Below are 26,090 nucleotides of genomic sequence, written 5' to 3' on the forward strand. Positions count from 1 at the left end.
GAGCGCTTGGGAGGAGGCGTGCAGCAAGCCACAAGGCTTCATATATTCATTTGGAGTCGAATTGGTAGTATTCAAACTATTTTATTGTGCGGTTGGTGGGAGGTTCTCGACCGCGAATTGGACGGGTCTTAGGCCGCGGAGGCGGACTTCGCGCCTGCCTGTTCTTCTGCCGTGCGACTGGCGTGATAGGCGCGCTTCTGTGCGTACATGGCAATGTCGGCACGCCGCACCATCGACTCCATCGTTTCCCCGGGCTCGCTTGTCGCGACACCCAGAGAAATGCTGAGCGGTGCATTGGAATAGAACTGGTTGTTGATCTTCAGAAGTTCGCCGATCGTCTCGACCATCGTGGCGACGGCCTGCTTGTCGGCGCCAGGCATGAGAACTGCAAACTCGTCGCCGCCAATTCGGGCCGCATGGTTGGGTTGTGCGACAGCGCCGCCCAGAACTTCGCCCAGTCGACGCAGCAGCGCGTCGCCTGCGTCATGCCCGAGCTGGTCGTTTGCTTCCTTCAGGCCATTGAGATCGATGATGACGGCCGACACCGGACGCAGCGACTTGCGCTCCAGCCTGTTCAGTTCGTCGACGTAGAAGGCACGATTGTGGAGCTTGGTCAGCACGTCGTGCTTGCCGAGATATTCGAGATAAGCCTCGGCCTTCTTGCGCGCGGTGATGTCGGTGAGCGCCACCTGCACCAATGCCCAGTCCGCCTCGTGGCCGGGCAAAACTGAGAACTGAAGGAGGACATAGCGCTCGGAGCCGTCAAGCGCGTAGTTCACGACTTCACGCTGATGGAATAGACGGCCATGCCACAACTCGATCAGCTGTTCGCGGAAATGCTTTTCCATGTCATCGCGAAAGACATCGCCGATACGGTGCATCAACGTGCGACGGTCCGGCGCGCAGAACAGGTCGAGTGTGGCCTGGTTGACGTCGATGACACGAATCTCGCTCATGCACTGGCGCACAAATTCCGGGTGGACGTCGGTGAACACCCTGAAATCGTCGATGCCGCGATCGCGAACACTCTGCAGCAGCAGCTTGATCCGGCTGAAATCCTCGACCCAAAGCGAAACCGGCGAATGTTCGAAGATGCCTTCGGCGTAACGCCGATTCTCGCGTTCCTTGCGGCGTGCTTCCTCACGAGCAGTGACATCTTCGGTCGCGAGCATCACCTGTGCAAGCGATTGCTCGTGCCCTGGCAGCACCGAGCCGCGCAGTTGGATATCAAGCCGGCGTCCGGACAGTGTGTAGTTGACGGCGCTGCTCGTGAACTCCGTCTTGCCGTCCCAGAGTTCGGCCAGTTCGTTGACGTGGCTTTCGAGCATCTCATCGCGAAAGACCGAACCGAGATTTGCTACCAAGTGGTCGAGGTCGTTGGCTTCGAAGAGTTCGAGTGTCTTCCTGTTGACGCGCAGTACGCGGATCAGTTGCGAGCAGGAGGCGACGCGACCCGTGTCCTCCCTGAGATAGGCTCTGATATCGTCGACGCCTTCGGCGCGCCAGCGATCGAATTGTGTCTTAACACCGCTGAAATCCTCGATCCACATCGCGATAGGTGAGAGGTCAAAGATATCGGAATCGCTCATGACAGGGCTTTCGATTGTTGAGTGCGCGGCGTTACCTCACGGATCTTTAAGGATGATTCGTAAACCTTCGCTTGACGCGGCGATAACAGGTTGCGCTGTTTTGACGCCGTGGTTTCTCCTCCGCGCCATTGACGCGCGCGTCGTCAGGCCAATCTAGGGTAATGGGATCTCGCGGCTACAAACACGCGAGAGTGTGACAATGGTGAGTGGCGTTCAGAGTATCGGGCGGCAAGCGACGGTGGCGACTGTGAAGTTTTGCCTCGTCATGCTGGTGATAACCTTCCTTATCGCGGGTTCCCTGTCTTATTGGCAAGGATGGCTGTTTCTTGCGAATTTCTGCGGGTGGTCCGCGGCCCTTACGGTATATTTCGTCAATCACGATCCGAAACTGGTTGAGCTGCGTCTCCACGTCGGGCCGACGGCGGAACGTGAGCCATCGCAGAAGCGCATACAATCCTTCAACAGCGTTGCAATTATCGCGCTCTTCGTCGTCTCGACGCTCGACTACCGGTATGGTTGGTCGGGCTCCGTTCCCGTCGCTGTCGTCGTTCTCGGCAACCTGCTGATCGCTGCCGGCTACATCGGGTTCTTCTTTGTATTCCGGCAGAACTCGTTTGCGGCGGCGACCGTCGGCGTGACCGCTGAGCAGCGAGTGATCTCGACGGGTCTCTATAGCCTTGTGCGTCATCCGATGTATGCGTCAGCCTTGCCGATGTTTCTCGGCGTACCTTTGGCGCTCGGCTCTTACTGGGGCGTGCTCGTGGTGCTGCCGATCCTGGGCGGCCTTATCGCGCGGCTGCTCGACGAGGAGAAACGCCTCGTGCGGGATCTGCCGGGTTATGGCGCCTACCGCAAACAGGTCAGGTGGCGCCTTTGCCCGGGTCTCTGGTGAGAGCGCGGCGTTTGCTGTAGATATCGCGGCGGGTCGATGGAGAGGCTGCAGTGGCTATTAGCGTCGTGCAATTGGGGTCACCGAGGGGAGAAGGTGAAGGTGTGCGGATCGGCACTGTTCGCCGGCCGCCGCGTGGCGTGCCGAAAGAAGAGTTTGCCAGCCGCAACTATTATGACGTCTGGCTGCCAATCCTTTCACCGAGCCAGGTGCTTGTCACCGAAGCGAAGGCGGCAACCACCGACGCCGAGTGGACGGCCTTCGTGCGCAGCTTCACCAAGGAAATGAAAGTGCCGGAGGCGAGCCATGTGCTCGACCTGCTGGCGACGCTTTCCCATGCCAGTCATTTTTCGATCGGCTGCTACTGTGAGAGCGAAAGCAGATGCCATCGAAGCGTCTTGCGACGCCTGCTTGAAGAGCGGGGCGCAAGGTTTGCGGCTGAAGCCTGCGCCTAGTGTCCATAGGATCTGCGGCGAGCCGTGGTCTTGCCGAGTCCGGGAATCTCTGCCTTTCTTTACCGAAGGATAACCCGGAGCCCAAGCCATGACCGAGCCCGGTCCAGAAGAGAAGATCGACGCGACGTTCCGCAACGGCTCGCTGACGGCAGCCGGCATCATCCTCGGCTTTTCCCTGAGCTTCGTCAGCCGCTGGGTCTCGAATCCAAACGATTGGAGCCGGATCGACATTCTGCCGATGCTGCTGCTGACAGTGGGTATTGCGTTGCAGGTCAAGGTTTTCGCCGATCTGCTCGCCCGGGATTCGCTGATTGCTGCCAAGTATGACCGGGCAAGGCGGTTGTTTCTGATCGGGATCGCGGTCGTCGCCGCCGGGATCGGGCTGGCATTGCTCAACGACATATTGGGGCTGGGTTCGATGCCGATCCTGGGGTGAGCGGGCGTCATGCCCGCTCTGCGAATTCGGACTTCCTCGCTGCCGCGGCAAGTGCCGCGTTCATGCACCCTCGATGTCAGGTCCCGAGAATGATGTGGTTGCAGGCAAAGGCGATGGTTGGACTGCTCAAGACGGCAATCATGAGCGAGGCTGCGATCAGAGATAGCGAATAACGTTTCATCTGCGTCCTCCTACTCTCCCGCGATCAGTGCGCGCGGGAGCGCGCAGTATGCGGGACGCGCCGCCGCAAACGAAGTCACGAATGGGTGAGGCCCGGATTCCGGAGAGAGCAAGGTTTTACGAAACGCACAATCCTCGCTTTACGAAACCCGGTCGACAAACCCATCCAAGACCCGCTTCTGCCCGGCACGGTCGAACTCGATCGTCAGCTTGTTGCCCTCGATCTCGACGATGTTGCCGTTGCCGAATTTCAAGTGGAAGACGCGGTCGCCGGTCTTGAATTTCGACGGCTCCGTGGCGGTTGATTTCGCCACCAGTTCGCCATCGATGGTGCGACCTCGCGGGCCGCTTTCGCCGTAACCGATGCGTTCGACGGCGTGGCCCGAGCGGGTGCCCCAGTTGTCGCGGGTGGCGTCCGTCTTGTTCTGCTGGGCACGCTTCCACCCGGGCGTCGAATAAGAGGAACTAGCGAAGGGATCAGCTTTGTCGAAGCGCGACTGGCCGTAACCGCCGCCGCCGCGACCGTAGCCGCCATAGCTCTGTTCGGTTTCCGCAACCTCGACATGCGTTTCCGGCAATTCATCGAGGAATCGCGACGGTATGGTCGATTGCCAGAGGCCGTGGATGCGCCTGTTGGAGACAAACCAGATGTGGCAACGGTGCTTGGCGCGGGTGATGCCGACATAGGCAAGGCGGCGCTCCTCCTCGAGACCGGCGCGGCCGCTTTCGTCGAGCGAACGCTGGTGCGGGAACAAGCCTTCCTCCCAACCCGGCAGGAAGACGGTGTCGAATTCCAAACCTTTGGCGGAGTGCAGCGTCATGATCGAGACGGCGTCGAGGTTTTCGTTCTGCTCTGCGTCCATCACCAGCGCGACGTGCTCGAGGAAGCCGCGCATCGACTCGAAGCTTTCCATCGAGCGGATGAGTTCCTTGAGGTTTTCGAGACGGGTCGGCGCATCGGCTGACTTGTCGTTCTTCCACATGTCGGTGTAGCCCGACTCTTCGAGGATCTGCTCGGCAAGCTCGGTATGCGGCGTGCTCTCGAGCATCTCCTGCCAACGGCGGAATGATTGAACGACGTCGAAGAGGGCTTTGCGCGCTTTCGGCTTCAGTTCGTCAGTCTCGATCATGTCGGCTGCGGCTGCCAGCATCGGAATGTCGCGGGCCCGGGCATAATCGTGAAGCGCGCGCACGGTCGTATCGCCGAGGCCGCGCTTCGGGGTGTTGATGATGCGTTCGAAGGCAAGGTCGTCGGCAGGCTGGGCGACGAGGCGGAAATAGGCCATCGCATCGCGGATTTCGAGGCGCTCGTAGAACCGGGGGCCGCCGATGACGCGGTAGTTGAGGCCAAGCGTGACGAAGCGGTCTTCGAATTCGCGCATCTGGAACGAGGCGCGAACCAGGATTGCCATGTCGTTCAGCAGATGCCGCTTGCCGGTAGCGGCGCCACGCTGAAGCTGCTCGATCTCCTCGCCGATGGCGCGGGCCTCTTCCTCGGAATCCCACGAGGCGTGCACCTGCACCTTGATGTCCTCTGGATCTCTACGGTCGGTAAAAAGCGTCTTGCCGAGGCGGCCTTCGTTGTGGGCGATCAGGTGACCGGCGGCCCCGAGAATATGCGCCGTCGAGCGGTAATTGCGCTCGAGCTTGATGACCTTGGCGCCCGGAAAATCCTTCTCGAAGCGCAGGATGTTATCCACTTCGGCGCCGCGCCAACCGTAGATCGACTGGTCGTCGTCGCCGACGCAGCAGACATTTTGCGGCTCGCCCCTCGGGCGCTGAGCAAGCAGCCGCAGCCACATGTATTGGGCGGTGTTGGTGTCCTGGTACTCGTCGACGAGGATGTAGCGGAAGCGGCCGTGATATTCCTTGAGAAGATCGGGGTTCTTCCGGAAGATCGCAATCGGATGCATCAGGAGGTCGCCGAAGTCGCAGGCGTTCAGCGTAGACAGCCGCTGCTGGTAGGCAAAGTAGAGTTCGCGGCCCTTGCCATTGGCGAAGGCGCGGGCGTCGCCTTCCGGAATGTCCCCCGGTCCTAGGCCCTTGTTCTTCCAGGTGTCGATCATGCCGGCGAACTGCTTGGCAGGCCAGCGCTTGTCATCCAGGCCTTCTGCCTGGATCAGCTGCTTGATCAGGCGCACGACATCGTCGGTGTCGAGAATGGTAAAATCGGAGCGCAGTCCGACGAGTTCGGCATGGCGGCGCAGGAGCTTGACGCCGATCGAATGGAACGTGCCAAGCCAAGGCATGCCCTCGACGGCGCCGCCGACGAGAACGGCAATGCGCTCCTTCATCTCGCGTGCAGCCTTGTTGGTGAAGGTGACGGCAAGGATCTGCGAGGGAAATGCGCGGCCGGTGTTGAGGATATGGGCGATGCGCGTCGTCAGAACGCGCGTCTTGCCGGTGCCCGCGCCCGCAAGCACGAGAACCGGGCCTTCCAGCGTTTCGACGGCTTCGGTCTGCTCAGGGTTCAAGCCAGAAAGATAATCGGGGCGCTTGCCGCCATCGCGCGCAGCCATGGCGCGGGCGGCGAGCCCTCCGGCGGCGGGAGCGGCAGGAGCCGGCTGCTTGCGCGGCGCCTCATCCGGCTCTTCGTCGAAGAAGGGGATATCGTCGAAACTATTGCTCATGGCGCGTAATGTAGTGATTCGGGATGGAAAGGCCAGAAAAGATGTTCTGCTTTCATTCCCCTCAATGCCAGCTTTCCTCAGCTTACGCCGGGCATTCGAGAAAGCCGGCTCCGGGAACTGCCCGCATATGCGACAAGAGACAGCTGCGGTTGCGCGTAAGCATCGTCAATAAACGTTAGAAAACAAAACCGTCATTTGACGTTGAGAACGAAATTCTACAACACGGTCCAGAGGGTTGAGAGTTGCCACAACAGTAACTCAGTCTTGATATTACAATTCAGTAATGCGGGACCAATTCGCTTGCCGGTGGTCAGCAAAGGGACAATATTGTCGCAGACGCGCGGCAATTTGTCCTGCGAACGCCTCTTTCGATAGACCCTGGACTAGCCTCGAGTCCCTCTGGAGACGTGAATGCCATTTTGGAAGCAGTTTGTAGTTTGCGTTGTCGTAATTGCGGCCGGCTTTGCCGGATGGGTTTACTTTGTGCCTGGGGCCGGCGAGACGCTGCGTAAGGCCGGTTTTTCAGAGGTTTCAAAATTGGCGCCCAGCGAGGCTAGTTCGCAACCGGCCGCCGGCGGAGAGGGACAACGGCGGCGTGGCGGCGGCGGTGGCGGCGCCAATGCTCCGGTTCTCGTCGCCACTCAAGCTGTCGTCCGTGGTGTCGTCAATGATCGCTTGAGCGCCATCGGGACGGGAGATGCCATTCGTTCTGTGGTGGTCATGCCGCAGGCGAGCGGCACGATCCGCGAGATCCTGATCAAGTCGGGCGATAGGATCACCAAAGGGCAGGTTCTGGCAAAGCTGGACAGCGAAGAGCAAGTCATCGCTCGCGGCCAGGCCGATGTCGCATTGAAGAGCGCTGTCGAGAAATCCAGCCTCTACCACAACATCAAATCCAGCGTGTCGCGCATGGATGTTTTCGATGCCGAGATTGCGGAGCAGGGTGCACGCTTGCAGTTGCAGGCGGCCGAACTCAATCTTGAGCGCCGCAGCATCGTTGCGCCGATCGACGGCATTGTCGGCATCATCCCGGTCAACATCGGCGACAACGTTTCGACGACGACACCGGTCGCGACGCTCGACGACCGGACCGAAATCCTCGTCGACTACTGGGTGCCTGAACGCTTCGCCAACACCATAACAGTCGGTCAGCCGGTCGAGGCGACGTCGGTCGCCCGACCGGGACGCGTTTTTTCAGGTGTGGTCGAAGCAATCGACAACCGTATAGACGCCGCAAGTCGGACGATGCGCGTGCGGGCCCGGATCGACAACGCCTCCGACGAGTTGCGCGCGGGCATGTCCTTCAATGTCGGAATGAAATTCGGCGGCGACCGATATCCCGCGGTCGATCCGCTTTCTGTCCAGTGGGACTCGCAAGGGGCATTTGTTTGGCAGGTCGTCGATGGCAAGTCCGGCAAAGTGCGGGTCAGTATCGTGCAGCGCAATCCAGACTACATTCTCGTCAAGGCTGATCTGAAGGATGGCGACGCCATCGTTACCGAGGGCCTGCAGCGCGTCCGTGAAGGCGGGGCAGTGCGGGTTGCCGGCGAAGTCGCGTCGAATTTGGAGCCCGTCACGCAATGAACGTGATTGAAATGCAGGACAAGCCGGCTTCCGGCAAACAGACATTTACGGCGCTGTTCGTCCGGCGCCCCATCCTTGCGCTGGTTTTCAATGCCCTGATGATTGTCGCAGGCCTGGCAGCCTATGCCGGGATCGAAGTGCGCGAACTGCCTGATGTAGATCGGCCCGTCGTCACCGTTCGCACGACGTTCGACGGTGCCTCGCCGCAGACGATCGATCAGGAACTGACGAAGGTGATCGAGGGGGCGGCCGCGCGCGTCAGCGGCCTCAAGTCGATTTCCTCCAGCTCGCAGTTCGGCCAGAGCCGGGTGACGCTGGAATTCTCCGATTCCGTCGATCTCGCGGTTGCCGCAAACGATGTGCGCGATGCCATCGGTCGCATCGCCGATCGCCTGCCCGAAGAGGCGGATGCGCCACAGATTGTCAAGGCGGATTCGGATTCCCAGCCGATCATGCGCCTCGCAGTCACCTCGTCCAAACTCAACATGGACGATCTGACCCTTCTCGTCGAAAACCAGGTCATCGATCGCCTCGCTTCGGTCGACGGCGTTGCCGATGTCGAAACCTATGGCGACCAGGAGAAGGTGTTCCGCGTCGACGTCAACCAGAGCGAGCTTGCGAGCCGAGGACTGACCGTCGGGGATCTCACGAAGGCGCTGTCGAGCGCGGCTCTTGACGTGCCCGCAGGATCGCTCAAGAGCCCGACGCAGACGATCGTCGTGCGTGCGATGGCAAGCCTGCAGACACCGGAAGACTTCTCCAACGTCATCCTGCAGAACCACGTTCGCCTCGGCGATGTGGCGAACGTGACACTTGGGCCGCGCGACGGGCAGACGGCTCTGCGCTCCAACGGTGTCCCTGGCATCGGTCTCGGCATCATTCGCCAGGCGCAATCAAACACTCTAAACATCTCGAACGGCATCAAGGATGCTGTCGCCGAGCTCTCAAAGACGCTGCCTGAGGGCACGCGGATCGCCATCACCAGCGATGATGCCGTGTTCATCCAGGGCGCAATTCATGAGGTCGTGCTGGCACTGATCCTGGCCGCTGTGATCGTTACCGCCGTCATCTATCTCTTCCTCAGGGATTGGCGAGCAACGATCATTCCGGCGGTCAGCATGCCGGTGGCTTTGATCGGGACGCTGGCGGCTGTCTATCTCGTTGGCTTCTCGATCAACATCCTGACGCTGCTTGCGATCGTGCTGGCAACCGGTCTCGTTGTCGACGACGCCATTGTCGTTCTCGAAAACATCGTGCGCCGACGCTCGGAAGGCATGGGCCCAAGGGCGGCCGCCGTGCTTGGCACGCGCGAGGTATTCTTCGCCGTCATCGCGACGACCGCAACGCTTGCCGCGGTCTTCATACCTTTGTCCTTCCTCCCGGGGCAGGTGGGTGGGCTGTTCCGGGAATTCGGTTTCGTGCTGGCTTTCTCCGTCGGCCTTTCGTCGATCGTCGCCTTGACGTTGTGCCCAATGCTGGCCTCGCGGATATTGACCAAGGAGATGCTCGAAGATCACGGCCTCCTCGGACGTTTCGGCACATGGTTCGCCGATGCCTACCGTTGGTCGCTGCATGCCTGCCTGAATGCGCCGCTGATCGTCATCGTCGCTTGCCTGATTTTCGCGGGTGCGGCGGTCCTCGCGTTCCAGACGGTTCGAAGCGAGTTGACGCCGAATGAAGACCGGGCGCTGGTGATGATGCGCCTAACGACGCCGCAGGGTTCCAGTCTCGAATACACGCGCGACAAGATGCAGCTGGTCGAAGAGTATCTTAAGCCGCTCGTCGACAGCGGTGATATCAGCAACATCTTTTCCATCTCCGGGCAGGGCGGACAGGTCAACAGCGGCTTCATGGTGCTGACATTGGCGCCTTGGGGCGAGCGTCAACGTACGCAGGCGGAGATCGTGACAGACATCAATCGCACGGCTGCGAGGGTCCCGGCGCTCCGTGGCAACGCCATCCAGTCGAACAGCCTGCGCATTCGCGGCGCCGGCAACGGCCTGCAGATGGCTTTGGTCGGTAACGATCACGAGGCGCTGACGACCGCGGCTGCACAATTGGTCCTGGCGCTCGATGCTACAGGCCATTACGACACGCCGAGATTGACCAACGAGCCGACCCAGGCTCAGGTGTCGGTGACGATCGACCGTGAGCGCGCCTCCGATCTTGGGATCGACATTACCGGCCTTTCGACGGCCATGCAGTCGCTGCTTGAGGGGCGCTCGGTCGTCGACGTCTTCGTCAAGGGCGAAGCCTACCCGGTACTGCTCACCTCGAACACACGACCGCTGGACGACCCGACGGATCTCGAGAATGTGTTCCTCAAGACCGGTGATGGCAAGATTGTCCCGATGTCGGTGATTGCATCGCTGACGGAAAGCTCGGTCGCACCGCAGCTCAACCGCGAACAGCAACTTGCTTCGGTTGCGATCACTGCGGGCCTGAAGGGTGGCCTCTCGCTCGGAGACGCGGTCAAGGAGGCAACTGAAATCTCCAAGTCGATCCTGCCCGCTGGCGCTCGCCTTGTGCCTCTCGCGGAGGCCGCAACGCTTGAGGAAAACTCGAGTGGCATGGCGCTGACCTTCGGCTTTGCCATCGTTATTATTTTCCTGGTTCTGGCCGCGCAGTTCGAGAGCGTGTTGTCGTCGGTCATCATCATGTCAACCGTGCCGCTCGGGCTTGCATGCGCCGTGTTCGCGCTTGTTATCACCGGCTCCAGCCTCAACATCTACAGCCAGATTGGCCTTGTGTTGCTCGTCGGCGTAATGGCGAAGAACGGCATTCTCATCGTCGAGTTCGCGAACCAGCTGCGGGATCGCGGCGAGGAGGTGCGTGCGGCGATCGAAAAGGCATGTGCGTTGCGGCTGCGACCTGTGATGATGACCATGATCGCAACGATCCTTGGCGGTGTACCACTGGTCTTCGCGCATGGCGCCGGCGCGGAAGCGCGCATTGCCCTCGGCTGGGTGATTGTCGGCGGCCTCGGTTTTGCGACGCTGGTGACGCTGTACATTACCCCGGTGGCTTACTTGCTCATCGCGCGCTTTGCGAAGCCGCATGCTCACGAAGAGGAGCGGCTACACGAAGAAATGGCGCACGCCTCTCGTCCGCGCCCTGCCGCCAAGGCAGGACGGCTTCAGGCGGCCGAGTGAACGCAGCGCGCCTTCAGCGCGTAAAATCCTGCGAGTTATAGCTTATAAAAAGTTGTAGAATTGGATGAATTTCCTCTCAATTTTAGATATTTTTTAAGCATGAGCGGTAATCATTCCCACAGAAGCCGATAGGTCCTCCAGCGTTTTGAGAGGACCGCCCTGGCGCCTCGTTCAGGCGCTCCCGGACATGATCGTTCGCGGTACGGTTTGTTTGTATCAGTGCATTGTTGTGTTCGGAGTACAGTACCTTGAGCATTTATCGGCGCACTTCGGTGGATGCCGCGCTGTATGTATTGCGCGACATTGGTCGTGATATGACAAAGACCCAGAGGCAGGTTTCCACCGGCCTCAGAGTGGAAAAGGCGTCCGACAACGGTGCCTATTGGGCAATCAGTTCAACGCTGAAAACCGATCAGAAAGCCCAATCAGCCATTCGCGACGCTCTCGGCCTCGCTGCCGCGACGATGGGCACGGCTTACAATGCCGTCGACAACGCGATCGATCTGGTGAGCGAGATCAAGGCCAAGCTGGTCGCGGCGACCGAATCCGGCGTCGACAAGGACAAGATCAACACGGATATCGCCCACCTCAAGGATCAGCTGCGGTCGGTTGCGCAGTCTGCCGAGTTTAACGGTGATAACTGGGTTGCGATCGACGATTCAGCTGATCCCTCCAAACCAAGGGAGATCCCATCTTCCTTCATCCGCTATTCCGACGGGACGGTGAAGGTCGACATGCTGAGCTATGAGGTCGATCTTGCCCCAGTTGGGGCGACGACATCGAAGGATGCCCGCTACCTGATCGACGATCGGACAACGGGCTCCGGTGAATATGGCGCTCTTACCTCGCAGTATTTCGCGACCGAGGCGGGAGCCTCACAAAACTACGTGATGTTGAAGGGCGCGGGGAATACGGCCGGGCAGGTCGAAATTGGTGTTTCGAGCAGCACGACGCAGGCGCAGGTGAAAGAGATGATCACCGTCGTCGACATGATGCTGAACCAGATGACGACAGTGGGTTCGGCCTTCGGCGCGCTCGAGAAGCGCATCAGCATCCAGAGCGACTTCGCGCAGTCGTTGGATGATTCATACGCCCGCGGTATCAGCCGCCTGATCGATGCCGACATGGAGGAACAGTCAAGCCGGCTGCGTGCCCTTCAGACCCAAGAGCAGCTTGGCCTGCAGTCGCTGAACATCGCCAACGCCAGCTATGACACGGTTCGCCAGCTCTTCCAGAACTTCTGACCGGTCGTCTTGCGATACAACCGTCGCCCGGAATCCGACGGGCGACGCGGCCACTTGGCTCATCGCTGTTGCTTGCGATCCGCAGTAGTTGTGTAATTTGCCCAATTTCCAGTGTCTGAAAGCGTCGGTTTCATCTTGTTGCCGCAATCCTTAATACTGGTCGCATCAACACCGAACTGGAGATCCGCCTGTCCATGATCAAGAAATTCATACTTTTGGCCGTTGCTGCAACTTACCTTAGCGCCTGCACCACGACCGACCCCTATACGGGCGAACAGAAGATGTCGAACACGTCGGGCGGCGCGCTGCTCGGTGCCGGTGTTGGCGCGCTTGCCGGCCTGGCAGTCGGCGGCTCGCCGGTCGGACGTCGCAATGCCGCGCTGATCGGCGCCGGCGTAGGCGCGCTCGCAGGTGGCGCGATCGGCAACTACATGGACCAGCAGGAATCGGAACTGCGCGCCCAGCTTCAGGGAACCGGAATCTCGGTGACCCGCCGCGGCGACAACATCATCCTCAACATGCCGTCCAACATCACGTTCGATGTCGACCAGGACGCCGTAAAGTCTGGCTTCTATCCGACGCTGAATTCTGTGGCGATCGTCCTGCGCAAGTTCAACCGCACGCTGATCGATGTGAACGGCCACACCGATTCCACCGGCAGCCTGCAGCACAACCAGGACCTGTCGCAGCGCCGCGCGATGTCGGTTGCCGATTATCTCGGCACGCAGGGCATCGATCCGCGCCGCGTTTCGGCCGTCGGCTTCGGTCCGTCGCAACCGGTCGCTTCCAACGCGACGGAAGCCGGGCGTGCTCAGAACCGCCGCGTCGAAATCCAGATCGCGCCTGTCACCCAGAGCTGATCCAGGCTGGAGTCAACAGAAACGGCCGGGCCAACGCCCGGCCGTTTTCGTTATTGATGCATCGTCGCGCCCTTGGTGATCTTGTCGACGATCTTCTTCTCCGCCCGGATGGCGATGCCGACAACCTTGGCATCGTCAGGTGCGTATTCTGCAAAGACGGCCCGGTTGGCAACGTCGTGGCCGGTTGCAAACATCTCTTCGATGAACAGCGATGAGGTTACGCCGCGCTCCAGGGAACGGCGGTGGATTGCCGACATCGTTTCGTCCTCGGCCGACAGGACGATGATCGGTTGGATGGACAGCGGATTGTAGAGATTGCCAGCGCGGTCCTTGTACGCTTCGCCGATCATCTCCGGGTGCTGTCCGGCAATGCCGCTCATCAGGAAGGCGGTGACGTTCAGCTTCTGCCAGGATGCAAGATTGTTTCGCAGGACGATCGCAATTTTGGTATCAAACATTCCAGTCTCTTTCATAAGGGTTCGAAAGTCGCGTTGGACCAGGATGTAAACAGTCGCGCCTTCGAGGGTCTTGAACGTTTGTGCACCGAGCCCGGCGCAGACGGGATCGTGATTGCGCCGGCCTTTCCCGGAATCGAGCGGATGGAAGCGCAGTTTTCCGGCAAGGCGTTCGAGCCTCATCGCCACGATACCTACGCTCTCGGTGTGACGATGAAGGGCGTGCAGACGTTTTCGTATCGTGGCCAGCGGCGCTTCAGCATGCCGGGACAGGTGCTCGTACTCCACCCAGATGAGGAGCACGACGGTGGGGCTGGTACTGACGACGGGCTGCAGTATCGCATGCTTTATCTTGAGCCGGCGCTACTGCTCGAATGCCTTGGAGCGCAGAAGATCGGGCTTCCCTTCGTTGACGATCCTGTCATCCGGGATCCGATTCTTGCAGGTACGCTGCTCGGAGCCCTTACAGAGCTCGATCGCGAGCTCGACGAGTTGTTCGTCGACGATTTCGTTTCGCGTGTTGCGGGCGGACTTGCAAAGCATGCGAAGGCTCCACAACGGCCGCTCGGCAGCGTGGCGTGGCAGCGCGCAAGATTGGCGCGCGACTATCTCGAAGCGCATGCCACGGAAGCCGTGCGATCCGGCGAGCTTGAGACTGTCACCGGTCTCGACCGCTTTTCTCTCTCCCGGCACTTTAGGGCGGCTTTTGCAACAAGCCCGCATCGTTATCTGCTCATGCGGCGGCTGCAGCAGGCGCGTGCGATGATCGGCGCAGGCGACGGGCTGTCTGATGTTGCGGCGGCGACCGGCTTTGCCGACCAGAGCCATCTCACCCGCCATTTCAAAAAGGCCTATGGAATGACACCCGGCCAATGGGCGAGCCTTAGACGGACTTTTCCGCAAGGCCGGAGCGGCGTGCGATGAAGCGTGCCAACATCGGGCCGGTGAACAGGATCACCAGGAACCGAGCGGTTTGCATCGCCATGACGAAGGGCACGTCGACATCGCTCGAAGCTGCGATGATTGCCACAGAATCGGCGCCGCCGGGGCTTGTCGCCAGATAGGCTGTGAGCGGATCGACACCTGCGAATTTGTGCAAGGCAAACGCCATGCAGCCACAGATCGACATCAACAGCAGGATAGAGGCAGCGACGCGCGGCAGTGCGCGAGCGGCGTGCATGACGATCCCGCGGGTGAAACGAAGCCCGATGTTCCAGCCTATCAGGGCATAACTGATCGCCAGCAGCCAGAGCGGAAGTTCGATCTTGAGTAGACCGAGGCCTTGAAGCAGGGCGCCAAGGACCAGAGGCACCGTGATCGTGCCGCCCTGAATGCGAAAACGCACCGCAAGGTAGGCGGACAGGCAGGTGAGTGCGATGGTCGCAGCCAGCTCCGGCCAGTCGACCGGTGGGAAGAGGATGAACGGCGGCGGTTCGCCACCATCGGCGGCGACCCAGAGGCGCGAGACGACCGAGGCCGCCACAGCGACGAAGACCACCCGGAGATATTGCATGAACGCGACGAGACGGGCGTCGGCACCATAGGCTTCGGACATGATCACCATCGCGGAGGCTGCGCCCGGCGAAGAGCCCCAGACCGCCGTCGTACCGGGTAGAACCTGCCAGCGGGTCAGCAACCAGCCAAGACCGGCTGCGGCAGCGATGACGGAGAGGATCATCGCGAGAAAGAGTGGCGCGTCAGTGGCCATGGTCTTGAGGATGTCAACGGTAATGGCGCGCGCCATCAGAAAGCCGACGAGCGCCTGCCCGAAGAGGAGGGGCCAGCGCGGGACCTTGAGCGATCCCTGACCAATGGATAAGGCAAGGACAATCGCCGCCACCATGGGGCCGATCAGGAGCGAGGCCGGCAGCCCGAGCAATTCGAGCCCGACTACAAGCACGGTGGAGACGCTGAGCAGGAGGATCCACCGCGGCAGGCTGGCGTATCGAAAGAAGCGGCTGGCGTCGTGCAACGGCATGATTCCCATGCATGTCTTGCCAATGCTGGAACCGCGATCGAGCGAAACAGGGGAGCAGCACTGGCTGGCAAAAGAGGCCGGCAGAGGAGGCCGGAGGATATGTGCCGATATAGGCGCCAGCCGGTGAAGGGGTCAATTGCGAAATCCTGCAGACGCGATGTCAGAGGCTGACGCGCTCCGCGAGGAAGTCGAGAAGCGCTCGGACGCGCGCCGGCAGTGGGCCGCCCTGGCCAAGGTAGACGGCGTAGAATTCTTCTATGTCGCCGGGGTTGATGTCCTCGAGAACGGGGACCAGCCGGCCGGCCTCGATATCGGCGCGAACGGTGAAGGTGGCGAGGCGGACAAGGCCTGCACCTGACAGCGCCATATATCGCATCGCTTCGCCGTCGCCCACCTGGACGCCTGGCGTAATCGGCAGCGCAATGGTCTCGCCGCCATCGACTAACGGCCAGCCCCGAACGCTGCGCGCGTAGGAGAAGCCAACGCGGCGATGGTGCGTCAGGTCGGTAATGGTCTTCGGCTCGCCTTCGCGCTTCAGGTAGTCCGGCGATGCCACGATGACGTTGCGGGTGAAGCCGAGCTTGCGCGCAATGAGGCTGGAGCTCTTCAACGGTCCGGCGCGGATCGCGACATCGGCGCGATCCTCGACGAGATCGACGATGGCGTCTGTGTGCGAGATGTCGAGTGTGACGGCGGGATTAAGCGCCAGAAATTCGGAAACCAGCGGCGCAAGGATATGATGGCCGAAGGAGGCGCTGGTGTTGATGCGTATAGGTCCTGTGGCCTGTTCACCTGATGACGCGTAGCGTTCGGCCTCCGCTATATCCGCAAGGATGGAAACGCTGCGATCGTAAAAGGCGGATCCTTCAGGCGTCAGATGCAACTTGCGGGTCGAACGGTTGACGAGGCGAGCACCGAGGCGTGCCTCAAGGCGTGCTATGAGCTTGCTTACTGCAGACGGAGTCATTCGGCAGGCACGCGCCGCGGCCGTGAAGCCGCCGAGTTCGACGGCGCGCACGAAGACTTCCATTTCGCCGGAGCGATTTATGTCTTGCCTGCTCATGATGACTTCAATTCACGGATGGTTTTCCTTCCGGCAATCTATATCACGGTAGATTCAGTGTCTATCTCTTCTGAAGTCCACACAGGAGACCGATCATGGAATACAGAAATCTCGGCGCATCAGGCCTCAGGGTGCCGGTTTTGAGCTTCGGCGCGGGAACATTCGGAGGCTCGGGCCCGCTCTTCGGCGCATGGGGAACTACGGACGCAGCCGAAGCCCGACGCCTGGTCGACATTTTGTTGGAAGCGGGCGTCAACCTTTTCGATACGGCAGACGTCTATTCGGCCGGGGCCTCCGAAGAGGTCCTTGGCCAGGCGATCGCCGGTCGGCGCGACGCTGTGCTGATCTCAACCAAGATCGCATTGCCGATGGGCGATGGACCGGCGGATTGGGGAACGTCGCGCTCGCGTCTCATACGTTCGACGGACGAGGCGTTGAAGCGCCTCGGCACGGACTACATCGACCTGCTGCAGCTTCATGCATTCGATGCCTCGACACCCATCGAAGAAGTGCTCGCAACGCTGGATGGGCTGATTGCTGCAGGGAAAATCCGCTATGTCGGCGTCTCGAATTTCGCGGGATGGCAGTTGATGAAGTCGCTCGGGATTGCCGAGCAGCATGGCTATCCGCGCTATGTTGCACATCAGGTCTATTATTCGCTGGCGGGTCGTGACTACGAATGGGAACTGATGCCGCTCGCCGCCGATCAGGGCGTCGGCGCATTGGTCTGGAGCCCGCTTGCCTGGGGCCGTCTCACCGGCAAGATCAGGCGCGGTCAGCCGTTGCCGGAGGGCAGTCGGCTGCACCAGACGGCAGAATACGGGCCGCCGGTCGATGACGAGAAGCTCTACGATATCGTCGATGCATTGTTCGAGGTTTCCGAAGAGACGGGCAAGACTGTCCCGCAGATCGCCCTCAATTGGCTTATCGGCCGCCCAACGGTTTCCAGTGTCATCATCGGCGCGCGCAACGAGGAGCAGCTGCGGCAGAATCTCGGAGCTGTCGGGTGGTCATTGTCGAAGGAGCAGGTTGAAAAGCTCGATAAAGCGAGTGGAGTTACCGCGCCTTATCCCTACTTTCCATACCGCAGGCAGGAAGCTTTTGCGCGGCTCAACCCGCCGTTGGTCTAAGGGCGCACGATAGGGGACGGTTCTCCCCGATCATGCACTAGACAGGCGCCATCTCTTGTCTCATACCAACCTGCCTCCGGGTGTGAAGGTGAAGGAGATCAAAGAGATGGCGCTCAAGGATGCAAAATCCGGAACACGCAACGAGGCAGGCATCACCGCCGCTCTTGGTATTCTGAAACGGAGCTTCGGTGAGCGCTTCCAGACCGGCGAGGCGTTCCGTGCACAGCACGCGCATACCACTACCTACATCCCGGCTCAGCTGCCAGACGGCGTGCTCTTTGCAGAGCGTGCCGACGATGTGAAGGCTGCAGTCAAGATTTGCGCCGAGCACAAGGTGCCGGTCATTGGCTTCGGCACCGGCTCGTCGCTGGAAGGGCAGGTCAATGCGCCGAATGGCGGTATATCGATCGATTTCAGCCGAATGAATCGGATTCTTGAAGTCAATGCTGAGGATCTTGACTGCACCGTCGAGCCCGGTGTGACGCGTGAGGAATTGAACACTTATCTCCGTGATACCGGTCTGTTCTTTCCGATCGATCCCGGAGCAAACGCTTCGATCGGCGGCATGACCTCGACGCGGGCCTCCGGAACGAATGCCGTGCGTTACGGCACGATGAAGGACAATGTGCTCGCGGTCACGGCAGTGACAGCAAATGGCGAGGAAATCCGCACTGCGCGACGCGCACGCAAGTCGTCCGCCGGCTACGACATGACCCGGCTGTTCGTCGGCGCGGAAGGCACGCTTGGCATATTGACGTCCGTGACGTTGAGGCTGCAGGGCATCCCGCAGAAGATCGGCGGTGGCGTTTGTGCCTTTCCGACCATTCGAGCCGCCTGCGACGCCGTGATCATGACCATCCAGATGGGTATTCCCGTTGCCCGCATCGAACTTTTGGATGCGCTGCAAATTCGCGCCTGCAATGCCTATTCGAAGCTGAACTACGAGGAGAAGCCGACGCTCTTCCTCGAGTTTCATGGTACGGATGAGACCGTTGCGCTGCAATCGGAACAGTTTGCCGAGATCGCCTCCGAATGCGGGGGTGGCGCGTTTTCGTGGACCGTTAACGCCGAGGAACGCAGCAAGCTCTGGAAGGCAAGGCACGATGCGTATTGGGCATCGCGTGCGCTGGCGCCGGAAATGGCTGCGCTCTCGACGGATGTCTGCGTGCCGATTTCCCGTCTTGCCGATTGCATCGGCGAGACGCAGGCCGATATAGAGGAACATGGCCTGTTGGCGATGATCGTCGGACATGCCGGCGATGGGAATTTCCATGTGCTCCTGTTGTTCGACGACAAGACCGACGAAGGTATTGCTGTCGCTGAGACCTTTGTCGGCAGGCTCAATGCCCGCGCTTTGGCGATGGACGGGACGTGCACCGGCGAACACGGAATCGGCCAAGGCAAGATGGCGTTCCTCGAAGAGGAGCTTGGCGGCACGGTCGACCTCATGCGGCAGGTCAAGAAGGCGCTCGATCCGGACGATATCTTCAATCCCGGAAAGATATTCCATACTGCCTGAAAACGAACACTCTGTTGCGCTTGTCTACCGGGCGAGACCGACCGAGAGGGAAATAACCGGGCATGAGGAGAATTCATCTCGGAATCAAGTAAATAGAGCACGATGTTGCCGGAAAGCGGCTTCACAGCTTTCGGTATGATGCTCTAGTGTCCGCGATGGATTCCCAAATGGAGAATTGTTGAGTTGGTAGGCCGGTTCCTCGTCTTTTTGGGCGGAGTGATTGTCGTAGCGCTGTTCGTGGCGCTGCTGGCGCCGTTGTTTATCGACTGGACGGACTTCCGAAAGAATTTCGAGGATCAAGCAAGCCGGATCATAGGCAAGAAAGTCGTCGTCCACGGTGCGGTGGATGCGCGCCTTCTGCCGTTTCCATCGGTGACACTGCATGACGTGCGCGTCGGGCAGGAACTCGACGGGTCGCCCCTCGTGCAGGTCGAGCAGTTTTCGATGGATGCCGAACTCGCGCCGTTCCTCTCCGGCGAGGCTTTGATCTTCGACATGCGCGTGGTCAACCCGAAGATAAAGCTGAGGCTGTTGAAGGACGGCACGCTCGACTGGACACGCGGCAGCCAGCCTGAGATTCCGGCCAGGACGGTTGTTCTTGAGAACGTCCATGTCAGCGGCGGCGATGTTCAATTCATCGACGACCAGTCGGGGCGCTCCCGGCACGTTACCGGCCTGAATGCCGAAATGTCGGCCAAGTCGCTTGCCGGTCCATGGCGGATCGAAGGTGATGCGGCGCTCGATGGCGCGCACGGCAACTTCACGATCGCCAGCAATCAACCGGACGAGAACGGAATCCTGCGGATGCGTACGCGGTTGCAGCCCGACAAGCAGCCGGTGACGGTCGATCTCGACGGAGAACTGAAGCTCGTCGATCGCCGGCCGAACTATCAGGGAACGGTGTCGGCTTCGATTGAGAACCGGGATGGCAAGAAGACCGCCAAGGGCGATCTGCCTCCACGCCTGAAAGGGAAGTTCGAGCTTACCAACGAGAGCGTTCGGATACCGGAATATCGGCTGGAGGTTGGGGCGGCAGACGATCCCTATGTCGTCACCGGCGAGGCGACGCTCGATACGGGAAGCAAGCCGCAATTCCTCCTGATCGCAAACGGCCAGCAGATCGATGTCAATCGCATCGGCAATCAAGGCGCGAACGGCAAAACGACCCGCGATGCCGGCCTCTCGGCTCGACAGCGATTGAACGCGCTGATCCAGATAGTTTCACAGGTGCCGGTACCGCAGGTGCCAGGGAAGGCGAGCGTTCGCTTGCCGGCCATCGTTGCGGGCGACACGACGATCCGCGACATTCAGCTCGATGTCCAACCCGCTGGCAGCGGCTGGACGATCGACAATGCGGTCGGCACGCTTCCCGGTCGCACGCAGGTCGAAGGCCAAGGCAAGCTCAATCTGCAGGGGCAGGCGTCCTTCGTGGGGCAGATGACAGTGGCGTCCAATCAGCCCACCGGTCTTGCGGCCTGGCTCGCCGGTTCCGTGGATCCGGCGATCCGACAGCTGAGGCAAGCGGGTTTTTCCGCCGATGTCAGCCTCACCCACGACCGCCAGACATTCGACAACCTGGAGATTGCCGTCGGGCAGGCGACGCTCAAGGGCAGGCTGGATCGCCAGGCTGCGGCCAATCAGACGCCGACGCTGGATGTCGCACTTGCCGGCGACGCGCTCGATCTGGATGCGCTGCGTGCGCTGACAGGATTGCTTACCGGTCAGGACGCGGGCGACAATGTGCTTGATCACAAGATCGCTGCGCAGCTGAAGGCCGACAAATTCACGGCCTTCGGCGTCGAAGCGGCGGATGTCGAGACAAGCTTTACAATTGCCGATGGCGCCTTGGCGGTCGAGAAGCTTTCGGTCAAGAATCTGGCAGGCGCCGAGGTGACTGCGACCGGTCGCGCCGAGGGATCGCTGCTCGATTACAAGGGCTCAGGGGAAATCACCTTCAAATCAGCCGATCCGGGCTCCTTCTTCACCATGCTCAAGCAACACCTGCCGCAGCATCCGGTCATGGATCGGCTCGTGCGCAATGCCGCCTGGTACACGAATACTGCTTTGCGTGGTGCCCTGACGCTTGGCGGGGACGAGGGCGATGGCCTGACCCTGACATTGGCCGGCGTGAGCAACGGGAGCCGCGTCAATCTCGACTACCGAATGTCGGACCTTCTGGCTCTGACAGGCAAGGGCACCACGAGCCTTGAGGCGACGCTCGAGAACAGCGTCACCTCCATCCTGTTCGGGCAGGCCGGCCTTGATCCGTTGCCGGTTGAAGCCGACGCCAACGGGCGTATGACCCTCAAGGTGCAAGCCGAGGGAACAGAGCCTGCAGACGCGCAGCTGACGTTTGCCACCGACCGCACCTCGTTTACCGCCGGCGGCAAGGTCGACGTCCGGCCGCAAACCTTCATGAACGGACAGCTTGCGGTTTCGCTGGAGAGCGCGGACCTTGATCCGTACCTTGTCATGAACGGCATCGCTGTCCCGCAAATGGGTACGGGCCTGCCGTTCAAGTTGACGACAAACGCGACGATCGACGGCGACAAGATTGCCCTTGCTGACGTTGCCGGCCATGCCGCCGACAATGAGTTCAGCGGCGCGCTGACCCTAGACCGCAAGGCCGAGACGACGACGGCAACTGGCGAATTGGCGCTTTCAAAGGCTGATGCCGCCTGGCTCGGAGAAGCCATCTACGGGCCAATGACGGATGCGGCGACCGGCAACCTGTCAGCGGGGGGGCTCGGCTTGCCCGTCTTCAAGGACATGGACGTCAGCCTCAAGCTCTCGGCCAAGCAATTCTGGCCAAGCTGGTCGGGCGCGATTTCGGATTTCACATCCGATGTGGCGTACAGGGGCGACGAACTACAATTGAACAACATCAAGGGAGGCTGGGACGGCGGCAGCCTCGACGGCAGTCTCCTCTTTACCAATGCCAATGGGACGGGCTTCTTCCAGACGAAGCTGGCGCTGGCGAATGCGGACCTTGCCGCTGTGGTGTGGCCGCGCGACGGCGCGCCCGTGGCCAGCGGCAAGTTCGGACTGGGGCTCTCCATGGAAGCATCCGGCAAATCCATGAAGGATATCGCCGGTTCGCTGAACGGCTCCGGGGAGCTTCGGCTCGGCGAAACGAGCGTTCGCGGGCTCAATCTTGGGATGCTGGCGCCATTGCTGGCAGCCACCGATCCGATGCAGGATCAGCTGAATGCCGGCAAGGTCCATCCGATCGTCGAGACCTTGCTCAACAACGGCGAAGCGAAGCTGCCGCCGACTGCCATCCCGTTCAACGTTACAGATGGTGTGCTGCGCTTTCAGAACGTCAGCGTGACGACCGATCAGGCGAAGGTGGTTGGTAACGGCCAGATCGACCTGCCGCAAGAGCGTATCAACGCATCACTCAACATTGCGCTCAATCCAGGCAGTGAGGTGCTTCCAGGTGCCGAACCTGCGATCCGCCTGGACTTTTCGGGGCTGCTCGCGTCGCCTGGCCGAACCATGGACGTCACCGATATCACCGGCTTCCTGTCCTTGCGTGCCTTCGAGCGTGAACGCCGGCGCGTCGAGCGCCTGCAGTCAAATGTGTTGGAAAAGCAGCGACTGCGCCGCGAAGTTGCTCTCTTCAAGTTCAATGATTTGGAACGCCAAAAGGCCGCGGCATTCGAAGCGCAGCAGCAGGCCGAAGAGCAGCGTTTAAGAGATCTGGCTGCCGCCCAGGCAGAGCGTGAGCGGCAAGCGGCCGAAGCGAAAGCAAAGGCTGAGGCCGAGGCAAAGGCGAAAGCCGATGCAGCAGCACGCGCGAGGGCGGCGGAAGAAAAGGCCGCCGCGGATGCGGCGCGGCGCGCACAGGAGCAGCTTTCCGTTCCCCCAGAAAACTCGCTCAATTTCGGAACTGTACCGGGGTTGCCCGGTGTGCAGATGCCGCAGTAATTGCGGCGGCCATATTACCGAAGTCACCGCAGATTCGAGCGTGTTGCCATCATAGACGCTCTATTACCTGTTGCTAAAGGGTATATTGCCGTTTGACGTGGGCCGCTTTGGCGGCTCTCCGGATCGTCATCAATCAGACCAAGATATCCATTGCGAGCGTAAACCGGCACTTCCGCGAATGGCGTTGGCAGATGTTGCGTGGCCCATATAGCCGCGGTGTCCTTGGTGACGAACTCGCCTGTGGTCGCGGTTCGCCATCGGGGCTATCTGACGGCACCCTCGGATTTCAGCCAATGCAGGACGTAAACACGAAGGGCCGAAGAAAGGTTGCTTTCGGGCTGACGCTGATCGTCAATGTCTGAAATCAGAGCTGCGAGCGGAATGGCGCGCGCCTTGGCGATGCTGTTCAGTTCGGCCCAGAATTCCTCTTCCAGAGAAAAACTGGTGCGGTGTCCGTGTAGGGTAGCCGAGTGCTTGCGGATCATCGCAAGGCTTCAGGATTCGATTCAAGCAGCTGATAATCTGAATCCGGACAGCCGTTCAAGTGATTGATCCGGGGATCTTTTTCATTTTCCCGGATGGTCATTTGTCGTCGTCGGATTTCTCGATGTGGCCCTGCTGATGAGAGCGTTCGGCTTTCTCGTTGAGCGCCTTGGTGAGCTGCTTCTCAACCTTGGTACGGCCGAAGGAAATACGGTTTTGCTCGGCCTGCTTTTCCTTGTTGGCGCGGGCCTGCTTCTTTTTGAACTGACGGAGATTGACGACTTCGGCGGTCACGACTGGCCTCGATCGGAATTGAAAAAGGGAAGCAGTTGCTTCCCTCGGTTTTACTGCTTCTTTCGGAAAGCGTCGAGCGAGACGACCGAACCGGGCTTCTTTTCCTCGCCGTCGGCTTTGGCGGCGGGTGTTTCCTCCGACTTCTCGGATGCCACCGGATAAGCGGTAATCTCTGCGGCGGGAAGCTCGTCGCTGTCAGCGAGAGGCACGTCGAATTCGAGCTCGAAGTTCACGGAGGGATCGTAGAAGCCGCGAATCGCATTGAATGGGATGAAGAGCTTTTCCGGAACATCCGAGAAGGACAGGCCGATCTCGAACGTCGTCTCGGTGATCTTCAGTTCCCAGAACTGGTGCTGGATGACGATGGTCATCTGTTCCGGATATTTCGCCTTCAGGTGTTGCGAGATGCGAACACCGGGCGCGCCGGTAAGGAAGGTGATGAAGAAATGATGCTCGCCCGGCAGGCGGCCCGTCGCGGCAACTTCGGACAATACCTTGCGGATGACGCCACGCAGTGCGTCCTGTGCCAGAATGTCGTAACGGATGTGATCCTGCCCCATGCTTTCCTGTCTTTCGTTAGGTTCGGACTCGTTTCCCAAGGCTGTATGGCATGCCAAGACGCCCTGGAAAAGGCCTGAGCCGAGTCATGCTTGACCAAACCATACATGATTTGCGCGCAAGGGAGAAGGTGAAGGCTTCTGTTGCCAGGTGCCTTCGGACCCCGCCTAGAGGTGCGAACCACTAGGGCTTTATTTGAAGTGTCACACCGCGATTAAGCAGCGAGACGAGCTTCCGCATAGTTGTCGTTTGCAACTACAATTTTAGCCCGATAACGGCGGTACAATGCCGAGCAAAAAGACGATCTTTACACCCTTGTCGATCCTGTTTCGCCCCCATCAAAAGCCGGCCATCTCATTGCTGGGCCGCCGGTTTTTGGTGGAGGCGCCGGGTACCGCCCCCGGGTCCAATAGGTTTATTACACCGCTCATTTATCGCCATAGCCGGCCCGAAGACCGGCATGGGTGATATAGTGTTTTCCGTCAGGGATGGGAAGAGGTGTTGTCACAAAACCGTGTGGTCCGGTCAGAAAGCGAGAGGATGCTCGGCAGCCTAAGAGAGAGATCACCTTCCGATCGTGAAGGCGCCACGCTTTCAACATACTGACGATCCCGGTCGCTGCTCCGACTATCGCTACAAACAAGCCAAGGAGAGAGACGCAGGAAAGCGGCAGTCATCAAAGGCGTCGGCAACCTTCGCATTGAACGTCAAATCGCCAATAGGCTGATCCGAGTCAGCGAATGGATACGTGGGCGCTGGCCGTGACGGAGATTTGTCGGGATAAAGCCCGTGCGACGATTGGTTTCGATGCGCGAAGCGCTTAAATAAGCTGAGAACGGAATTGGCGGCGAACGATGAAGCAGTATCTCGATCTTCTGAAGCATGTGATGGAACACGGAACCGATCGCGGCGATCGTACCGGCACGGGCACGCGCTCTGTGTTCGGCTATCAAATGCGGTTCGACCTGCAGGAAGGCTTTCCGGTTCTTACGACAAAGAAGCTGCATCTGCGGTCCATCATCCACGAGCTGCTCTGGTTCCTACGTGGCGACACCAATATCCGCTACCTCAAGGACAATGGCGTTTCGATTTGGGATGAATGGGCGGACGAGAATGGCGATCTGGGGCCGGTCTATGGCGCGCAGTGGCGCTCGTGGCCATCGCCGGATGGCGGCCATATAGATCAGATCGCCAAACTTGTTGCCGGCATCGTCAAGAATCCGAATTCGCGCCGCCATATCGTTTCTGCGTGGAATCCTGCCGAGGTCGATGACATGGCGCTTCCGCCATGCCATTGCCTGTTCCAGTTCTACGCCGCCGACGGCAAGCTTTCCTGCCAGCTTTATCAGCGTTCCGCTGATATCTTTCTCGGGGTGCCATTCAACATTGCCTCGTACGCTTTGCTGACGATGATGGTGGCGCAGGTTGCCGGTCTGAAACTCGGTGATTTTGTGCATACGCTTGGGGATGCGCATCTCTATCACAACCATTTCGAGCAGGCGAAGCTGCAACTGACCCGCACGCCGAAGCCGTTGCCGTTCATGCGGATCAACCCCGATGTGAAGGATATCTTCGGCTTCAAGTTCCAGGATTTCGAGTTGGTCGGCTACGAAGCCGACGCCAGCATCAAGGCCCCGATCGCGGTCTGATTGGAGAGGCCG

Annotated in this window: 20 protein-coding genes, 1 other RNA gene and 1 pseudogene; 12 read left to right on the plus strand and 10 right to left on the minus strand. The window is 60.1% G+C overall.

The genetic code is table 11. The features are described 5' to 3' along the window. Positions 1-128: 128 nt before the first annotated feature. A complete protein-coding gene (locus FHT77_RS09595) occupies positions 129-1,589 on the minus strand; it encodes a sensor domain-containing diguanylate cyclase (protein ID WP_183754624.1) in 1,461 nt (486 codons plus the stop codon). Between the two features lie 199 nt (positions 1,590-1,788). On the opposite strand from FHT77_RS09595, the gene FHT77_RS09600 reads away from it, so the two are divergent. The 3 genes from FHT77_RS09600 to FHT77_RS09610 all read left to right on the plus strand — a co-directional run bounded on the left by FHT77_RS09600 (position 1,789) and on the right by FHT77_RS09610 (position 3,369). Continuing rightward, on the plus strand, positions 1,789-2,481 hold the full coding sequence (locus tag FHT77_RS09600) for a methyltransferase family protein (RefSeq protein WP_183754626.1): 693 nt from the start codon (positions 1,789-1,791) through the stop codon (positions 2,479-2,481). A gap of 50 nt (positions 2,482-2,531) precedes the next feature. Next, entirely contained in the window at positions 2,532-2,933 is a 402-nt protein-coding gene (locus FHT77_RS09605) for a DUF488 domain-containing protein (RefSeq protein ID WP_183754628.1), read from the plus strand. Positions 2,934-3,021: 88 nt separating this feature from the next. Continuing rightward, positions 3,022-3,369, plus strand: coding sequence for a hypothetical protein (locus FHT77_RS09610; protein WP_183754630.1), 348 nt, complete (start codon positions 3,022-3,024; stop codon positions 3,367-3,369). Between the two features lie 320 nt (positions 3,370-3,689). Here FHT77_RS09610 and FHT77_RS09615 read toward each other — a convergent pair whose 3' ends face one another. After that, a complete protein-coding gene (locus FHT77_RS09615; protein ID WP_183754632.1) occupies positions 3,690-6,179 on the minus strand; it encodes an ATP-dependent helicase in 2,490 nt (829 codons plus the stop codon). A gap of 411 nt (positions 6,180-6,590) precedes the next feature. Between FHT77_RS09615 and FHT77_RS09620 the strand changes: the two genes are divergently transcribed. The 4 genes from FHT77_RS09620 (at position 6,591) to FHT77_RS09635 (ending at position 13,019) form a co-directional block, all read left to right on the plus strand. Beyond that, positions 6,591-7,763: an efflux RND transporter periplasmic adaptor subunit gene (locus FHT77_RS09620; protein WP_183754634.1), complete on the plus strand. Its 1,173-nt coding sequence runs from the start codon at positions 6,591-6,593 to the stop codon at positions 7,761-7,763. Then, positions 7,760-10,915 (plus strand): efflux RND transporter permease subunit, encoded by a 3,156-nt coding sequence (locus FHT77_RS09625; RefSeq protein WP_183754636.1) that lies wholly within the window; start codon positions 7,760-7,762, stop codon positions 10,913-10,915. Before FHT77_RS09620 ends, FHT77_RS09625 begins: the two co-directional genes overlap by 4 nt. A gap of 248 nt (positions 10,916-11,163) precedes the next feature. Further along, positions 11,164-12,159, plus strand: a complete 996-nt coding sequence (locus FHT77_RS09630) for a flagellin (RefSeq protein WP_016554481.1) — start codon at positions 11,164-11,166, stop codon at positions 12,157-12,159. A 194-nt stretch (positions 12,160-12,353) separates the two neighbouring features. Beyond that, complete coding sequence (locus FHT77_RS09635; RefSeq protein WP_183754638.1) at positions 12,354-13,019, plus strand: OmpA family protein; 666 nt, start codon at positions 12,354-12,356, stop codon at positions 13,017-13,019. 50 nt (positions 13,020-13,069) lie between these two features. Here FHT77_RS09635 and FHT77_RS09640 read toward each other — a convergent pair whose 3' ends face one another. Continuing rightward, positions 13,070-13,477 carry a DUF2000 family protein gene (locus FHT77_RS09640; protein WP_016554479.1) on the minus strand — a complete coding sequence of 136 codons (408 nt, stop codon included), beginning with the start codon at positions 13,475-13,477 and terminating at the stop codon, positions 13,070-13,072. Between the two features lie 33 nt (positions 13,478-13,510). Here FHT77_RS09640 and FHT77_RS09645 point away from each other — a divergent pair, with 33 nt between their 5' ends. After that, a complete protein-coding gene (locus FHT77_RS09645; protein ID WP_183754640.1) occupies positions 13,511-14,398 on the plus strand; it encodes an AraC family transcriptional regulator in 888 nt (295 codons plus the stop codon). Here FHT77_RS09645 and FHT77_RS09650 read toward each other — a convergent pair. After that, positions 14,358-15,452, minus strand: coding sequence for an AbrB family transcriptional regulator (locus FHT77_RS09650; protein WP_183754799.1), 1,095 nt, complete (start codon positions 15,450-15,452; stop codon positions 14,358-14,360). The two genes, FHT77_RS09645 and FHT77_RS09650, sit on opposite strands and share 41 nt — an antisense overlap. 160 nt (positions 15,453-15,612) lie before the next feature. Continuing rightward, on the minus strand, positions 15,613-16,515 hold the full coding sequence (locus FHT77_RS09655; RefSeq protein WP_183754641.1) for a LysR family transcriptional regulator: 903 nt from the start codon (positions 16,513-16,515) through the stop codon (positions 15,613-15,615). Between the two features lie 95 nt (positions 16,516-16,610). On the opposite strand from FHT77_RS09655, the gene FHT77_RS09660 reads away from it, so the two are divergent. From FHT77_RS09660 to FHT77_RS09670, 3 genes are all read left to right on the plus strand, one after another. Beyond that, entirely contained in the window at positions 16,611-17,645 is a 1,035-nt protein-coding gene (locus FHT77_RS09660; RefSeq protein WP_183754643.1) for an aldo/keto reductase, read from the plus strand. A gap of 106 nt (positions 17,646-17,751) precedes the next feature. Further along, the gene (locus tag FHT77_RS09665; RefSeq protein WP_183754801.1) at positions 17,752-19,164 is read left to right on the plus strand and encodes an FAD-binding oxidoreductase; all 1,413 of its coding nucleotides are present in this window, start codon (positions 17,752-17,754) and stop codon (positions 19,162-19,164) included. 183 nt (positions 19,165-19,347) lie between these two features. Beyond that, positions 19,348-23,094, plus strand: coding sequence for an AsmA-like C-terminal region-containing protein (locus FHT77_RS09670; RefSeq protein ID WP_183754645.1), 3,747 nt, complete (start codon positions 19,348-19,350; stop codon positions 23,092-23,094). Between the two features lie 23 nt (positions 23,095-23,117). On the opposite strand, the pseudogene FHT77_RS32225 reads toward FHT77_RS09670, so the two are convergent. The 5 genes and pseudogenes from FHT77_RS32225 to ssrA form a co-directional block, all read right to left on the minus strand. After that, positions 23,118-23,339: pseudogene (locus FHT77_RS32225) on the minus strand (aminoglycoside adenylyltransferase domain-containing protein); the annotation flags it as partial. Between the two features lie 18 nt (positions 23,340-23,357). Then, a complete protein-coding gene (locus FHT77_RS09680; RefSeq protein WP_183754647.1) occupies positions 23,358-23,579 on the minus strand; it encodes a ribbon-helix-helix domain-containing protein in 222 nt (73 codons plus the stop codon). A 97-nt stretch (positions 23,580-23,676) separates the two neighbouring features. Beyond that, on the minus strand, positions 23,677-23,871 hold the full coding sequence (locus FHT77_RS09685; RefSeq protein ID WP_183754649.1) for a DUF4169 family protein: 195 nt from the start codon (positions 23,869-23,871) through the stop codon (positions 23,677-23,679). 50 nt (positions 23,872-23,921) lie between these two features. Continuing rightward, a complete protein-coding gene (locus tag FHT77_RS09690; protein WP_016554469.1) occupies positions 23,922-24,431 on the minus strand; it encodes an SspB family protein in 510 nt (169 codons plus the stop codon). Positions 24,432-24,558: 127 nt separating this feature from the next. Beyond that, positions 24,559-24,928: a transfer-messenger RNA gene (gene ssrA, locus FHT77_RS09695) on the minus strand. 355 nt (positions 24,929-25,283) lie between these two features. Here ssrA and FHT77_RS09700 point away from each other — a divergent pair. Beyond that, positions 25,284-26,078: a thymidylate synthase gene (locus FHT77_RS09700; RefSeq protein ID WP_183754651.1), complete on the plus strand. Its 795-nt coding sequence runs from the start codon at positions 25,284-25,286 to the stop codon at positions 26,076-26,078. Positions 26,079-26,090 lie beyond the last annotated feature (12 nt).

Origin of the sequence: Rhizobium sp. BK181 (assembly GCF_014193305.1) — a bacterium.
Taxonomy (GTDB): Bacteria; Pseudomonadota; Alphaproteobacteria; order Rhizobiales; family Rhizobiaceae; genus Rhizobium.

Coding starts and splice junctions, on each gene's coding strand:
- FHT77_RS09610 (WP_183754630.1), top strand. CDS start 3,022: ATGACCGAGCCCGGTCCAGAAGAGAAGATCGACGCGACGTTCCGCAAC.
- FHT77_RS09615 (WP_183754632.1), bottom strand. CDS start 6,179: ATGAGCAATAGTTTCGACGATATCCCCTTCTTCGACGAAGAGCCGGAT.
- FHT77_RS09620 (WP_183754634.1), top strand. CDS start 6,591: ATGCCATTTTGGAAGCAGTTTGTAGTTTGCGTTGTCGTAATTGCGGCC.
- FHT77_RS09625 (WP_183754636.1), top strand. CDS start 7,760: ATGAACGTGATTGAAATGCAGGACAAGCCGGCTTCCGGCAAACAGACA.
- FHT77_RS09655 (WP_183754641.1), bottom strand. CDS start 16,515: ATGAGCAGGCAAGACATAAATCGCTCCGGCGAAATGGAAGTCTTCGTG.
- FHT77_RS09650 (WP_183754799.1), bottom strand. CDS start 15,452: ATGCCGTTGCACGACGCCAGCCGCTTCTTTCGATACGCCAGCCTGCCG.
- FHT77_RS09635 (WP_183754638.1), top strand. CDS start 12,354: ATGATCAAGAAATTCATACTTTTGGCCGTTGCTGCAACTTACCTTAGC.
- FHT77_RS09640 (WP_016554479.1), bottom strand. CDS start 13,477: ATGTTTGATACCAAAATTGCGATCGTCCTGCGAAACAATCTTGCATCC.
- FHT77_RS09595 (WP_183754624.1), bottom strand. CDS start 1,589: ATGAGCGATTCCGATATCTTTGACCTCTCACCTATCGCGATGTGGATC.
- FHT77_RS09700 (WP_183754651.1), top strand. CDS start 25,284: ATGAAGCAGTATCTCGATCTTCTGAAGCATGTGATGGAACACGGAACC.
- FHT77_RS09665 (WP_183754801.1), top strand. CDS start 17,752: ATGGCGCTCAAGGATGCAAAATCCGGAACACGCAACGAGGCAGGCATC.
- FHT77_RS09660 (WP_183754643.1), top strand. CDS start 16,611: ATGGAATACAGAAATCTCGGCGCATCAGGCCTCAGGGTGCCGGTTTTG.
- FHT77_RS09680 (WP_183754647.1), bottom strand. CDS start 23,579: ATGATCCGCAAGCACTCGGCTACCCTACACGGACACCGCACCAGTTTT.
- FHT77_RS09690 (WP_016554469.1), bottom strand. CDS start 24,431: ATGGGGCAGGATCACATCCGTTACGACATTCTGGCACAGGACGCACTG.
- FHT77_RS09600 (WP_183754626.1), top strand. CDS start 1,789: ATGGTGAGTGGCGTTCAGAGTATCGGGCGGCAAGCGACGGTGGCGACT.